Source organism: Verrucosispora sp. ts21 (genome assembly GCF_002879555.1).
Lineage (GTDB): Bacteria > Actinomycetota > Actinomycetes > Mycobacteriales > Micromonosporaceae > Micromonospora > Micromonospora gifhornensis.
Window position 1 is genome coordinate 55,133 of the sequence record NZ_PNOZ01000010.1, and the last position, 13,226, is coordinate 68,358.

Annotated in this window: 12 protein-coding genes; 7 read left to right on the forward strand and 5 right to left on the reverse strand. The window is 69.1% G+C overall.

Annotated features, from left to right (window positions below):
* Positions 1-61: 61 nt before the first annotated feature.
* A complete protein-coding gene (locus C1A38_RS06390) occupies positions 62-2,752 on the forward strand; it encodes a ricin-type beta-trefoil lectin domain protein (protein WP_199180104.1) in 2,691 nt (896 codons plus the stop codon).
* A gap of 87 nt (positions 2,753-2,839) precedes the next feature.
* Here the strand turns inward: C1A38_RS06390 and C1A38_RS06395 are convergent, their stop codons facing one another.
* A complete protein-coding gene (locus C1A38_RS06395) occupies positions 2,840-3,778 on the reverse strand; it encodes an oxidoreductase (RefSeq protein ID WP_102656949.1) in 939 nt (312 codons plus the stop codon).
* A 553-nt stretch (positions 3,779-4,331) separates the two neighbouring features.
* On the opposite strand from C1A38_RS06395, the gene C1A38_RS06400 reads away from it, so the two are divergent.
* The 5 genes from C1A38_RS06400 (at position 4,332) to C1A38_RS06420 (ending at position 8,758) form a co-directional block, all read left to right on the forward strand.
* Positions 4,332-5,306 (forward strand): ABC transporter substrate-binding protein, encoded by a 975-nt coding sequence (locus tag C1A38_RS06400; protein ID WP_102656896.1) that lies wholly within the window; start codon positions 4,332-4,334, stop codon positions 5,304-5,306.
* A 72-nt stretch (positions 5,307-5,378) separates the two neighbouring features.
* Complete coding sequence (locus C1A38_RS06405) at positions 5,379-6,179, forward strand: ABC transporter permease (protein WP_102656897.1); 801 nt, start codon at positions 5,379-5,381, stop codon at positions 6,177-6,179.
* Positions 6,176-7,024, forward strand: coding sequence for an ABC transporter permease (locus C1A38_RS06410; RefSeq protein WP_013731947.1), 849 nt, complete (start codon positions 6,176-6,178; stop codon positions 7,022-7,024). Before C1A38_RS06405 ends, C1A38_RS06410 begins: the two co-directional genes overlap by 4 nt.
* Positions 7,017-7,829 (forward strand): ABC transporter ATP-binding protein, encoded by an 813-nt coding sequence (locus tag C1A38_RS06415; protein ID WP_013731948.1) that lies wholly within the window; start codon positions 7,017-7,019, stop codon positions 7,827-7,829. The genes C1A38_RS06410 and C1A38_RS06415 overlap by 8 nt, the downstream gene beginning before the upstream one ends.
* A gap of 41 nt (positions 7,830-7,870) precedes the next feature.
* Positions 7,871-8,758, forward strand: coding sequence for a PaaX family transcriptional regulator (locus tag C1A38_RS06420; protein ID WP_013731949.1), 888 nt, complete (start codon positions 7,871-7,873; stop codon positions 8,756-8,758).
* Here the strand turns inward: C1A38_RS06420 and C1A38_RS06425 are convergent.
* From C1A38_RS06425 to C1A38_RS06440, 4 genes are all read right to left on the reverse strand, one after another.
* Positions 8,682-10,208 (reverse strand): acyl-CoA synthetase, encoded by a 1,527-nt coding sequence (locus C1A38_RS06425; RefSeq protein WP_233196669.1) that lies wholly within the window; start codon positions 10,206-10,208, stop codon positions 8,682-8,684. The two genes, C1A38_RS06420 and C1A38_RS06425, sit on opposite strands and share 77 nt — an antisense overlap.
* A gap of 83 nt (positions 10,209-10,291) precedes the next feature.
* Positions 10,292-10,744 (reverse strand): MaoC family dehydratase, encoded by a 453-nt coding sequence (locus C1A38_RS06430; protein WP_013731951.1) that lies wholly within the window; start codon positions 10,742-10,744, stop codon positions 10,292-10,294.
* A 17-nt stretch (positions 10,745-10,761) separates the two neighbouring features.
* Positions 10,762-11,643, reverse strand: coding sequence for an amidohydrolase family protein (locus C1A38_RS06435; protein ID WP_102656900.1), 882 nt, complete (start codon positions 11,641-11,643; stop codon positions 10,762-10,764).
* Between the two features lie 38 nt (positions 11,644-11,681).
* Entirely contained in the window at positions 11,682-12,611 is a 930-nt protein-coding gene (locus C1A38_RS06440) for an SDR family oxidoreductase (RefSeq protein WP_102656901.1), read from the reverse strand.
* An 85-nt stretch (positions 12,612-12,696) separates the two neighbouring features.
* On the opposite strand from C1A38_RS06440, the gene C1A38_RS06445 reads away from it, so the two are divergent.
* Positions 12,697-13,164: a MarR family winged helix-turn-helix transcriptional regulator gene (locus C1A38_RS06445; protein ID WP_013731954.1), complete on the forward strand. Its 468-nt coding sequence runs from the start codon at positions 12,697-12,699 to the stop codon at positions 13,162-13,164.
* Positions 13,165-13,226: the final 62 nt, after the last annotated feature.

Here is a 13,226-nt window from a genome sequence, read left to right on the forward strand (position 1 = left end):
ACCCCCGGTTCGCGTGGATGGCTCAGGCGACGGCCGGTCGACGAAGGTGGGAAGGGCAGCAATGGGATCATTCGTTCGGGCCGGAAGAGGTTTGGTGCTGGCGGTGGGAGTGCTCGTCTCCGCTGTACTGCCTGCCGTGGTCGCCGACCAGGCGCCGGCTTCGGCGGCGACCCAGGCGACGTACTACGTCGCTCCGGGCGGCAACGACAGCAACGCGGGCACCCTCGCCGCACCATTTCGCACCGTGCAGCGCGCCCGGGACGCCGTTCGCGCGATAAATGCGAACATGACCGGCGACATCCAGGTCTACCTGCGGGGCGGAACGTATCCGGTCAGCAGCACGATCGAGTTCGGGGCGAGCGACTCCGGCACCAACGGGTACCGGGTCAGCTATGCCGCCTACCCGGGCGAGACGCCGGTGCTTCAGGGCGGTGTGCAGGTCGCCGGCTGGACCCAGCACAGCGGCAACATCTGGAAGGCTCCGCTGGACCGGGCCAACAAGCTGCGGTCGCTCTACGTCAACGGCAAACGGGCCTTCATGGCGGCCAAGACCATCAACTCGGCGGGCTGCCATGGGTCGTACGCCATCACCGCGGGACAGGCCGACTGGGCCTGGGAATCCGGCTCGCAGTGCGCGGGCGCGCGATACAGCCAGGCCGATTTCCCGGCCGTGGCCGCGAACCAGGAGGACATCGAGATCGAGACGGCGACCACCTGGACCACCGCCATCGTGGGGGTCCGGCAGGTGATCACCGACGGGTCCAACCGGGTGGCCCTGTTCCAGCAGCCCGGTGCCGCCATCGCCCAGGGAGCCTTCAACGGCAACGCCCAGATCAACGGCAGCCACAAGGTCATGAACGCGTACGAGTTCCTGGACGCGCCGGGCGAGTTCTACTTCGACAAGTCCAGCCGGACGGTCTACTACTACAAGGCCAGCAGCGAGAACATGGCGACCGCCTCGGTCTTCGCGCCGAACAACGTGGCCACCGTGCTGCGGATCGCCGGCACGTCGACAAGCAACCGGGCGCGGAACATCACGTTCTCCGGGCTCACCGTGGAGCACTCCGACTGGAACCTGGTGAACGTCGCCGGTTCGGTGTTCAAGCAGGCACAGCAGGGCAACCTGAGCGCCTTCGCGTACGCCCGGGGCAACTTCCACGTCTACCACTACCGCAACGTCGACCTGACTCCCGGCATCGTCCACCTGCAGAACGCCGACGGGATCCTGTTGGAGCGCAACCGCGTCCAGCACACCGGTGCCGACGGGATCAACATGGTCAACGACGTGATCAACACCCGGCTGATCGGGAACTACACCAACGACGTCGCGGGGACCGCGGTCAGCGTGGGTCATCCGCAGCACGTCTACATCGGTGACCACACGTCGAGCAACCGGGAGAAGTATTCGCCCCAGGTCGAGGGAGCGCCGCGGAACATCGAGATCAAGAACAACTACATCCATGACAGCGCGGTGTTGTTCAACGGACACGGCGCGGTCGCGGCCTACTTCGTCGATGCCCTCACCGTGCAGCACAACCGCATCGAGAAGGCCCCCTGGGCCGGCATCACCATGGGCTGGGGGTGGTGGAACTTCGACGGCTCATCGGGATCGATCGTGCCGAACCGGCCCACCACGACGGCGAAGAACAACACCATCAGCCACAACCACATCATCGACACCGTGCAGCGGCTCAGCGACACGGCGCCCATCTACACGTTGGGCAGCCAGCCGGGCACCGTCGTCAGCAACAACTACCTCCAGGGCGTTCCCGCCGGCCACAAGTACGGGCTCCACCCGGACGAGGGCTCGGCGTACATGACCTTCCGGGACAACGTCCTGAGCGTCGACAAGAACATCACCTGGATGATCAACTCGGACAACTTCGGGCGCAAGCACGACCTGACCATCACCCGGACGTACGGCCCGATCAACAAGGTCTCCGAGAAGAACCTGCCCAACAGCACAATCGACGACATCATCGTCTCCTCCGACTACGTGTGGCCGGCGGCGGCGTACCAGATCGCGGTGAACTCCGGGCCGGAGGAGTCGTTCCGCGACGTCGTCCAGGCCCGTGGGGTGCCGATGCAGGACCACGTCCTGCCGGCCAGCACGACCGCCGCCAGCGGCGTGACCTCGATTCCGATCCGCAGTACCGGGGACGCGGCCAGGAGCCTCTGGCTGGCCCCCTCCGGCACCACCAGCTTCACCGCCGGCCCGACGATGACCAGGGCGGACGGCAACGCCACAAGCATCGCGGTGCCCACGACCTCGGGCGACTACCGGCTCTACGTCGTCGACGCCCAGGGCAACCGGTCGGCGGAATCCGCGTCGATCGTGCGGCGGCAGGGCACCAGCAGCGGGCAGAACGTCCAGCTCGTGGGCGGCCAGTCGGGCCGTTGCATCGAGGTGCCCGGCGCGGCCACCGCCAACGGCACCCAGGTGCAACTCTGGGACTGCGGCGCCGGCACCCACCAGCGGTGGACCTACACCGCGGGCAAGCAGTTGACCGTGTACGGCAACAAGTGCCTGGACGCCTTCGGCAACGGCACGACGAACGGCACGGCAGTCATCATCTGGGACTGTCACGGCGGGCTCAACCAGCAGTGGAACGTCAACGCCGACGGCACCATCACCAGCGTCCAGTCCGGACTCTGTGTCGATGCCAACGGTGCCGCCACCGCCAACGGCACGAAGATCATTCTTTGGTCGTGCAACGGCGGCACGAACCAGCAGTGGAGTCGACGTAGCTGAGAACCGACCCGGGGGCCAGGCATCCTGCCTGGCCCCCGGGCCTCTGCTGGTCGACCGGTCCGGTGCGCCGCACCGGACCGGATCGGGTCACTCCGACTTGCCGAAGGCGTCGACGCCGGTCAACTCGGCCGAGAGCGCCCAGAGCCGCTCGGCCGCCTCGCGGTCCTCGGGGCCGTCGAAGGTCTTGGCGACCTTGCACGCCTGGAGGTAGGCGCCGCCGTCACCCGCCAGAGCCGGTGACGTCGCGGCCCAGACCTGGGTCGCGGCACCCTGCTCGGGGGCCCGGAACTCGGGCAGCAGCGCGGTGCCCTCCTCGTCGATCCAGCCGGCACCGACCATCTCCTCCTTGGAGAGGTGGCGCTGCAACGGCGTGAGGATGTAGCCGGGGTTCACCGAGAACGCCTGCACCCCGGCCGCCCGACCCAGCCGGTCCAGCTCGGCGGCGAAGAGAATGTTTGCCGACTTCGACTGGCTGTACGCCGCCCACTTGTCGTAGCCGTCGGTGAAGTGCACGTCGTCCCAGTTGATGCGGGGGGTCTCCCCGGCGCCGGAGGACAGCACGACGACGCGCGCGCCGCCGTCGGCGGTCAGGGCCGGCCAGAGCCGGTTGACCAGGGCGTAGTGCCCCAGGTGGTTGGTGGCGAACTGGGCCTCCCAGCCCGGACCGACCCGGGTCAGCGGGGTGGCCATGACCCCCGCGTTGTTGATCAGGATGTCGATGCTGCGGCCCGAGGCGAGGAACCGCTCGGCGAACGCCCGCACGCTGTCCAGATCTGCCAGGTCGAGCTCGTCGACCTCGACCCCGTCGATCCCCGCGACCGCCTCCCGCGCGACGTCCGTACGCCGGGCCGGGACGATGACCCGGGCGCCGGCGGCGGCGAGCGCACGGGTGGTTGCCAGACCCAGGCCCGAGTAGCCGCCGGTGACGATGGCGACCTTGCCGGAAAGGTCGATGCCGGCGAGCACCTCTGTCGCGGTGCTGTCGATGCCGAAGCTCAGGTCGTCATGCTTGTCAGAAACAGTCATCTTCCACTTCCGGTCGGGCACCACTGCTGCTGGCGCGGAGGGGTCAGGCAGGCGTCTCGACGCGGTGGAGCCGCTGGGTCAGGCTCGGATACAGCAGGCCCTGCAGGATGCCGATGCTGGCTGCCGGCGTCGACGTGAGCGTCACCAAGAGATGGAGCACCGTGAACTGTAGTCCAAAGGTGACTCCGTGGTGGGGTAGGCGTACGCGCAGGTGCGCTTGTCCTCGTCCAGGAACCGCTGACCCAGGGCGCGGCGTCCGCCAGGGGGTACGGCCGAAGTCCGTACAACTTCGTGGAAAGTGCTGCCTCGTCAGCCAGCGAGACAGCACTTTCCCCGAAACTGCCGCCAGGGCCGGGTGGGCGGGGCCTGGGGGGCGTCGTTGTTCAACTTATTCATGACGGGCGTCAGAATTTCTTGACTTCCGGTGCCGGGTGACTGACCATGGCCAACACAGCGACGTGACCTCTCACACAGTGGTAGGTCACCTGCAGATCCGTGGCATCCGCCGATTTCTGACGCACCCCACCACCCCCGCCCAGGAAGGGCCTCGTCAATGAAGAAGGTCATCGCACTCGGGCTGATCGCCGCCACCGCGATCGCCCTCACCGCATGTACTGATTCCGATGCGTCCTCCCCGTCCGACTCCGCCGACGGCGATCTGCGCCAGGTCCGGGTCGCGGCGCTGCCCATCACCGAGACCGCCGCACTCTGGGGCGGCATCAAGGCGGGCATCTTCGCCAAGCGCGGCCTCAGCGTGGAGGTGCTGCCCGCCCAGGGTGGCGCGCAGGCTATTCCGGCACTGCTCAACGGCGACATCGACTTCGCGATCGGCCAGCCCTTCGGCCCGTTCCGGGCCGACCTCCAGGACCTCGGCGTGGTCATGATCGGCAACTACGCCTCCTCGTACGCCGAGGGTGACGACATCAACGCCGTGGTGGCTTCGGCGAAGTCCGGCATCACCCGGCCGGCCGAGCTGGCGGGTCGCCGGGTCGCGGTGAACAGCCTGGGCGCGGCGGGCGACGTGACGATCATGGCGGCGGTCGAGAAGGACGGCGGGGACCCGTCCACCATCAAGTTCGTCGAGGTCGCCTTCCCGGACGCCCCGGCGCAGTTGGAGGCCGGCAACATCGACGCGGCCTGGGTGCCGGAGCCGTTCGTCACGCAGCTGCGCAGCCGTGGCGACACCTTCATCGTGGCGCCGTACCAGGCGGTCGTGCCGGGTCTGACCACGCTGACCACGATCACCACCAAGGAGCGCACGGAGAAGGACGCCAAACTCGTCGACGACTTCGCGGCGGCGATGAAGGAGACGCTCCAGTGGGCCCAGGACTCCGCCAACGAGACGGCGGTCCGGCAGGCCATCAAGGACAACCTGCAACTGCCGGAGCCGGTGGCGGATTCGGTGAAGCTGCCCGAGTTCGGCTGGGATCTCGACCGGACGAGCCTGCAGACGCTCGCGGAACTCGCCCAGAAGTACCGCGTGCTCGACAAGCAGCCGAACCTCGACCGGCTCATCCAGCAGAAGTAGCCGGCGACCGCACGCCCTCCCCGGTCCCCGAGACCGGGGAGGGCGTCGCCGCCGCTCGTTCACGGGAGTGACATGGCTGTCCCATCCACCCGACGCCTGCGTGGCTTGCGCAAGGCACTGCTGGGCCTCACCGGCCTGGCCGGATTCCTCGTCGTCTGGCAGCTGATCCCGACGCTGGGCCTGATCAACTCGCAGTACCTGCCGTACGTGACGGACGTGTTCGCGCGGCTGGCCGAGGAATCCGTCGACCTCGCGTTCTGGCGGCGGCTGGGGTCCACCATGAAGTCGTGGGCGATCGGACTGACGGTGGCCACGCTCGCCGCCGTGGTCCTCGGCACGGTCGTCGGTCTGGTGCCGTTCCTCCGGCGCGCCACGCACACGATGATCGAGTTCCTGCGGCCGATCCCGTCGGTGGCGTTGATCCCGTTGGCCGTGCTGATGTTCGGCATCCAGATGCAGGCCGCCCTCGTCATCATCATCTACGCGTCGTTCTGGCAGGTGTTCGTGCAGGTGATCTACGGGGTGGCCGACGTCGACGCGGTCGCCCGGGACACCGCCCGCAGCTTCGGTCTGACCCGTCGCGAACAGTTGACCCACCTGGTGCTGCCGACGGCCCTGCCGTACCTGATGACCGGGGTGCGGCTCGCCGCGGCGGTCGCGCTCATCCTGGCCATCACCGCGGAGATGGTGATCGGCAACCCCGGCCTCGGGCGGATGATCGAACTGTCCCGCTCCGCCGGGGACTCCGTCGGCCTGTACGCCTTCGTGGTGGTCACCGGCCTGCTCGGGCTCGCTGTCAACCTGGTCTTCCGGTTCGTCGAGCGGCGCACGTTGTCCTGGCACGAGTCGATCCGAGGGGAGCAGGCCCTGTGACCAAGCACCCTGACCGGATCGCCGTCGCCGAGCGCACGGCCGGGCCCGACGTCGCGCGTCGACCCGGGGTCGGCTCCCGGATCGCGGCGAGTCTCGGCTATTCGCTCGGGCTGCCCATGCTGCTGCTGGTGGTCTGGGGGCTGCTCGCGACGAGGTCGACGAACCGGTTCTTCCCCGACCCGCTGACGATCTTCGAAGCCTTCGTGGACACCTGGGTCGGGCCCGCGTTCGTCGAGGACGTACTGCCCAGCCTGTACCGCCTCGGCCTCGGCATCACCGCCTCGATCGTGGTCGGCATCGCCGCCGGCACCATCATCGGCCTGATGCAGTGGCTGCGCGAACTGCTCGAACCGCTGCTGGAGTTCTTCCGGGCCATCCCACCGCCGGTGCTGATCCCGGTGGCGATGCTGCTGCTCGGCATCACCGACACCATGAAGGTCGTGGTCATCGTCTCCGGCGCGGTCTGGCCGATCCTGCTGAACACCATCGAGGGCGTACGGGCCACCGACAGCGTGATGACCGAGACCGCCGACTCGTTCCAGGTCACCTGGTGGGAGCGGCTCTGGTTCCTGGTGCTGCCGGCGGCCAGCCCGCGCATCATGGCCGGGGTCCGGCAGGGCCTGTCGGTCGCGCTCATCCTGATGGTGATCTCGGAGATGTTCGCCTCGTCCGCCGGGCTCGGCTACCGCATCGCCTACTTCCAGCGCAACTACCTCATCGCCGAGATGTGGAGCGGAATCCTCCTGCTCGGTCTCGTCGGCGTCTTCCTCGCCGTCGTCTTCGGAATCGTCGAGCGGCGCGTGCTGCGCTGGTACCACGGACTCAGGGAGGTCAACCGTGCCTGACCGGAGCACCCTGCTGCGGGTGGAGCATCTGCGCAAGGTCTACGAATCGGCCACCGGCAACGTCGAGGCGATCGGGGACATCAGCTTCACGATGAACGCCGGTGAACTGGTCTGCATCGTCGGGCCGTCCGGTTGTGGCAAGACCACGCTGCTGAAGTGCCTGGCCGGTCTGCTGCGCCCGACCAGCGGCGTGGTCGAGATGGACGGTGCGCCGGTGACCGGGCCGAGCCCGGCCATGGCTGTGGTGTTCCAGGAGTACGGCCGCAGTCTCTACCCGTGGCTGACCGTACGCGGCAACGTCGAGCTGCCGCTGCGGCACAAGAAGCTCAGCCGCGCCCAGCGGGAGAAGTTGGTGACCGACGCGCTCGTCGCGGTGGGGCTGGACCATGCCGCCCGCAGCCATCCGTGGCAGCTCTCCGGGGGCATGCAGCAACGGGTGGCGATCGCGCGGGCCATCGCGTACCAGCCCGAAGTCATGATCATGGATGAGCCGTTCGCGGCGGTCGACGCGCAGACCCGGGCGGACCTGGAGGACCTCGTCCGCGAGCTGCACACCAGCCGTAACATGTCGATCCTCTTCGTCACCCACGACATCGACGAGTCGGTTTACCTGGGAGAACGGGTTCTAGTATTGTCCAAGTCGCCGACCTGGGTTCAAGAGGACCTCGCGATCGATCTGCCGCCTACGCGTGATCAGATCACCACCCGCGCCCTGCCCCGGTTCACCGAGCTGCGGACCCACGTCTACGACCAGATCCAGCGGGCCAAGCGTGGCAAGACTGTCGACGCGCAACCGGCGCGGTGACCGCTGCGGCCGCCACGACGGATTCGCCGAAAGGGAGGGCTGTGCGTAGCCGTCAGCCGAAGCAACTGCTGCTCGCCTTCTTCGGTGAGCATGTGGTCGACGCCGCAACCGGGCCGATCCGGGCCAGTGCCCTGATCAGCGTGCTGGAACCGGCCGGCGTCGCCGCGCCGGCCACCCGCGCGACCCTCGACCGCCTGGTCGGCAGCGGCATCCTCGCCCGCACCAGGAACGGTCGGGAGACGCTGTTCTCGCTGACCGAGCACGGTGCGGCAGTGCTGCGCGAGGCAACGGACCGGGTCCGTGGCCCTCGGCCGTTCGACCCGCAGGGCAACGGGTGGACCCTTGTCACCTTCTCCATCCCCGAGGGCCAGCGGATGCTGCGGCACCGGCTGCGCTCGACCCTTACCTGGGAGGGGTTCGCGCCGATCCGGGACGGCCTGTGGCTCGCGCCCGGCGAGGTCGACCTCGCCGGCTCGTTGGAGCCGTTACGGCAGGACCTGCCACCGCACACCGTCATGGCGTTCCACGCCCGGGAGCTGGACGGCTTCCCGATCGGGGAAAGCGTGCGCGCCGCCTGGGACATCGAGGCGATCCGGCGCGAACACCTCGCCTTCATCGAGGTGTGGGACGACCCCGCCGCCGTGGCGCTGGCACCGAGCGCGCTGACCGTACGCACGATGCTGGTGGCGGACTGGCTGGCGTTGCTGCGCGCCGATCCCCGGCTGCCGGCCGAGTTCATGGACGAGCAGTGGCCGGCCACCCGGTCGGCGGAGACCTACCGCCGGATGCACGAGAAGCTGGCCGAGGCGTCCGCCGCGGAGTTCGCCGAACTCGTCGCCGCCCGCACCTCGGTCAGACGCCGAAACGGGCGCGCAGGTCCGCCTTCCGCACCTTCCCCGACGCCGTCCGCGGCAACTCGTCCACGATGATGACGTTCTTCGGCAGCTTGTAGCGCGCGAGCCGGCCGTCGAGGTACGCCCGTACGGCCTCGACGTCCACCGCCGCGCCGTCGCGTACCGTCACGATCGCCCACGGCACCTCGCCCCACCGTTCGTCGGGCACGCCGATGACCGCCGCCGCGGTCACCCCCTCCAACTCGCCGAGCAGTTGCTCGATCTCGGCGGGGTAGATGTTCTCCCCACCGGAGATGATCATGTCTTTCAGGCGGCCGGAGATGTGCAGGTAGCCGTCGGAGTCCAGGTAGCCGAGGTCACCCGAACGGAACCACCCGTCCGGGGTGAACGCGTCGGCGGTCGCCTCGGGCAGCCCGTGGTAGCCGGGGAAGACGTTCGGCCCGGCGATCTCGATCTCGCCGACGCTGCCGGTGGGCGCCGGCTCCCCGCTCACGTCGGTGATCCGTACCTCGGTGAAGAAGTGCGGCAGCCCGACGCTGCCCTGCTTGGCGCGGGTCATGTGCGGCGGCAGCGAGGTGGCGCCCGGTGACGCCTCGGTCATCCCGTAACCCTGGGAGAACGACAACCCCCGTGCCTCGTACGCGTTGAGGATGCGCGGCGGCACCGCCGAACCCCCGCAGGTCAGCTTCGCCAGCGTGGACAGGTCGGTCGAGGCCCAGTTCGGATGGTCGGCCATCAGCTGATACGTGGTGGGGACCCCGCTGAGCATGGTGACACCGTGCCGTTCGATCTGGGCCAGCGCGCGCCCCGGCTCGAAGCCCTTCTCCAGCACCATCGTGGCGCCCTTGAGGATGACCGGCAGGGCGCCCATGCCCAGCGAGGCGACGTGGAACAGCGGCGAGATCATCAGTGCCACGTCGGTCGAGACAACGTCGTAGTCGACCACGCAGTTGATGGCGACCCAGGTCAGGTTGCCGTGGGTCAGCACCGCGCCCTTGGCACGACCGGTGGTGCCGGAGGTGTAGACGATCGCCGCCGGGTCCCCGTGATCGGTGGCGACGGGACCTGCGGCATCGGTGGCTGCGGTGCGGGCCAGTCGCGCCAGCCCCGGTCGGTCCGCGTCGCCGTCGCCGGTGACCACCACGTGCGGCGTTCGCGCGGCCGGCACGGCTGCGGCCACCCGGGGCGCGAACTCGGGGTCGTGGATGAGCACCCGGGCACCGGAGTCGTCCAGGACGTGGGCGATCTCCGGTGCCGCGAGCCGGGTGTTCACCGGGACGAAGACGGCCCCCAGCTGCGCCGCGCCGAACATCACCTGGAGGAACTCGGGGCTGTTCTCACCCAGGTACGCGACCGCGTCGCCCTTGCCGACGCCCCGGTCGCGCAGCACGGCGGCGACCCGGTCGGTGGCGTCGGCAAGCTGGGCGTACGTCAACGTCGAGCCCTCGCCGTGGACGAGGGCGACCTTGTCGGGGGACTTGAGTCGACGCTTGGCCATCCAGACGCCGATTCCGTGCTGGTGCATCATCAGTCTCCTGGTGGTGGAGGTGGTGTGCTCACCCGGCCCGGCTGACCCCCCGCTCGGGCGTGCCGCGTGTCAGCGGTGGCTCAGGCGTAGAAGCGGTACAGCCCGCGGGCGACGACCGCCGGCTTGGTGCCGCCTTCGATCTCGATGGTCTGGTCGACGGCGATCTGGTAGCCACCCCGGACCTCGGTGACCTCGGCGATGGTGGCCCGCATGCGCACCCGGGAACCGACAGTGACCGGCGCCGGGAAGCGCACCTTGTCCAGGCCGTAGTTCACCTTCGTGGTCACTCCCTTGACCTCCAGCAGCTCGGTCCAGAAGGGAACGGCCAACGAGAGGGTGAGGAAACCGTGCGCGATCGGTGCGCCGAACGGACCCGTCTTCGCCCGCTCCGGGTCGACGTGGATCCACTGGTGGTCGTCGGTGGCGTCGGCGAAGAGGTTCACCTGGTCCTGGGTGACCGTCCGGTACTCGGTGTAACCGAGGTCGGTGCCGGCGAGGTCGGCGAGCTGGTCGTAGGCGATGGTGGTCGTCATGGCGGTTCCTCTCGTCGTCACCGGGCAAGGCGCAGCAGGCGGGCCGCGTTGTCCTTGAGGATGCCCGGAAGCACGTCGGGCTTGAGGTCGGTGGCCGCCACATCGCGCAGCCAGCGGTCGGGGGTGATCAGTGGAAAGTCGGTGCCGAAGAGCACCCGGTGCTTGAGCATCGAGTTGGCGTAGCGCACCAACTCGGCCGGGAAGTACTTCGGGCTCCAACCGGACAGGTCGATCCAGGTGTTGTGCTTGTGGGTGGCCACCGACAGCGCTTCGTCCTGCCACGGCACCGACGGGTGGGCCATGATGATCTGCAGGTCCGGGAAGTCGGCGGCGATCGGGTCGAGCAGCATCGGGTTGGACAGCCCCAGCCGCAGACCGTAGCCGCCCGGGGTGCCCGCGCCGATGCCGGTCTGTCCGGTGTGGAAGATGGCGGGCAGGCCCGCGCGTTCGATCAGCGCCCACAGTGGTGCGTACTTCTCGTGGCTCGGGTCGAAACCCTGCACGGTGGGGTGGAACTTGAATCCGCGTACGCCCTCGTCATCGATCAGCCGGGCGGCGAGTTCGAGGGCCGCTTCGCCGGTGCGCGGGTCGACCGAGCCGAAGGGAATCAGCACGTCGGCGTGCTCGGCCGCGGCGCGGGCGATGTCGGCGCTGGACAACGGCGGATGCTTGAGCTGCGTACGGGCGTCGACGGTGAAGACGACGGCGGCCATGCTGCGCTCGCGGTAGTACTGCGCCACCGCGTCGACGGCGGGGCGCGGCCCGTCGGTGCGGAAGTACTTCGACACCGCCGCCACGAGTGGCTCGGGCAGCGAGGCGTGACCGTGGTCGTCGACCTCGATGTGGACGTGCATGTCGATCGCCGTGACGGCGTCGAGGTCGATCGCGGGCTGGTACATGAGGGGCACCTTCGTCGAGCGGGGTGGCGTCGGGCGGATCAGGAGGCCGCGGGCTTGAACTCCTCGGGCAGCTCGGGGAAGCGTTCGCCGACACTCTGCAGGGCGGTGGCGAACTCGGTCGGCCAGGCCTGCACCAACGCCTCGTAGCTCCAGCCGCCCTCGTGGTAGGCGGTCAGCGCCGCCTCCGGGTGGGTCCAGATCTGCAGGCGGTCGCCGCCGACGCCGATCACCTGGCCGGTCACCCCGGCCGCCGCGTCGGAGCCGAGGAAGGCGATCAGCCCGGCCACGTCGTCGGAGGTGCCGAAGCCGAGGTCGTGGCGGAAGAACGCGGGCATCGGCTCGCCGTTCGCCTCGGCCTGCACGGCGGCGGCGAAGTAGGGCACGGTCGCGGTCATCGCGGTCGCCGCCACCGGTACGACGGTGTTTGCGGTGATGCCGGCCCGCTTGAGCTCCAGCGCCCAGGTGCGGACCATGCCCACGATGCCCGCCTTGGCGGCCGCGTAGTTGGTCTGGCCGAAGGTGCCCCGCTGCCCGGTGGGCGAGCCGATGCAGATGATCCGGCCACCCTCGCCGGCCTGCCGCATGTGCAGCACCGCCTCGCGCACGGTGGTGAAGGTGCCGCGCAGGTGCACGTTGATCACCGTGTCGAAGTCGTCGTCGCTCATCTTCCACAGCACCGTGTCGCGCAGCACGCCCGCGTTGGTGACCAGGATGTCGAGTCGCCCGAACTCCTCGACCGCGGCGGTGACCAGTTGCTTCGCCGTCTCGGTGGGGCCGACCGGTGCGGTCACCGCGACGGCCCGCCCACCGGAGGCCTGGATCGCCGCGACCGCGTCGGCCGTGACGTCGGCGTCGACGTCGTTGACCACGACGGACGCCCCCCGGCGGGCCAGCTCCTTGGCGTAGGCGAGGCCGAGACCCCGACCGGATCCGGTGACGATCGCGACTTTGCCGTCAAGTGGTGACATAGAGGTGCTCCTTTGCGTCCACGCCGATCTGAGCACGAATCGTTGAGAAAGTCAATTATTTGTGAAGCTTGCTACCATCGTCGTCATGTCCCCTATCGGAAAGACCCGGCCGACCGGACGCGACCGGCTGCGGGACAGCGTGCTCGCCGGGGACCTGAGCTTTCTGCTGGCCCGCGCCAACGCCCTCACCCTCGCCGCGGCCAACGCGGCGTTGGCCGAACACGGGCTCAAAGCCCGCTCCTACTCGGTGCTCGCGCTCGCCGCCGACGACGTCCGTCCCACCCAGCGGGAACTCGCCGAGTTCCTGCGGCTGGATCCGAGTCAGGTCGTGGCGCTTGTCGACGGGCTGGAGAAACGCCAGCTCGTTGAGCGGCAGACCGACCCCGCCGACCGCCGCGCCAACGTCCTCGTCGCCACCGACGCCGGTCGGGCCCTGTTCGCCCAGGCCCAGGAGTCCGCGCGGGCCGTGGAACTGGGTCTGCTGGCCGCCGTCACGCCGCAGGACCATGAGCGGCTGGCCCAACTGCTGCGGCTGCTGGCCTTCCCCGACTGACACCGTGACCGGGCGGCACCTGCGATGGCACCGCCCGGTCCCGGTCTGCAACCGTGCGACCG